General features: G+C 62.5%; 1 pseudogene. It reads right to left on the bottom strand.

The features are described from left to right. Window positions 1-98 precede the first annotated feature (98 nt). A pseudogene (locus tag P9272_RS36005) lies at window positions 99-275 on the bottom strand (electron transfer flavoprotein subunit beta/FixA family protein); the annotation flags it as partial.

Here is a 275-nt window from a genome sequence, read left to right on the forward strand (position 1 = left end):
GCGCCGCCGACAGCGCCTTGGCGGTCTGGTCGGAGAGGGTTGCGTTGTCATGTTCGGCGATGAGGAGAATTGCCATTTCTTTGTCCTTTCCCGATCGCTTAGAGCACGCCGGCTTCGTTCTTGAGCTTCTCGACGAGCTCGGCCACCGACTTCACCTTGACGCCCGCCTTGCGGCCGCCGGGCTCCTCGGTCTTGATCACCTTGAGGCGCGGCTTGACGTCAGCGCCGAAGTCGGCCGGGCTCTTCTCGTCGAGCGGTTTCTTCTTGGCCTTCAT

The organism is Mesorhizobium sp. WSM4976, assembly GCF_029625685.1.
Lineage (GTDB): Bacteria > Pseudomonadota > Alphaproteobacteria > Rhizobiales > Rhizobiaceae > Mesorhizobium.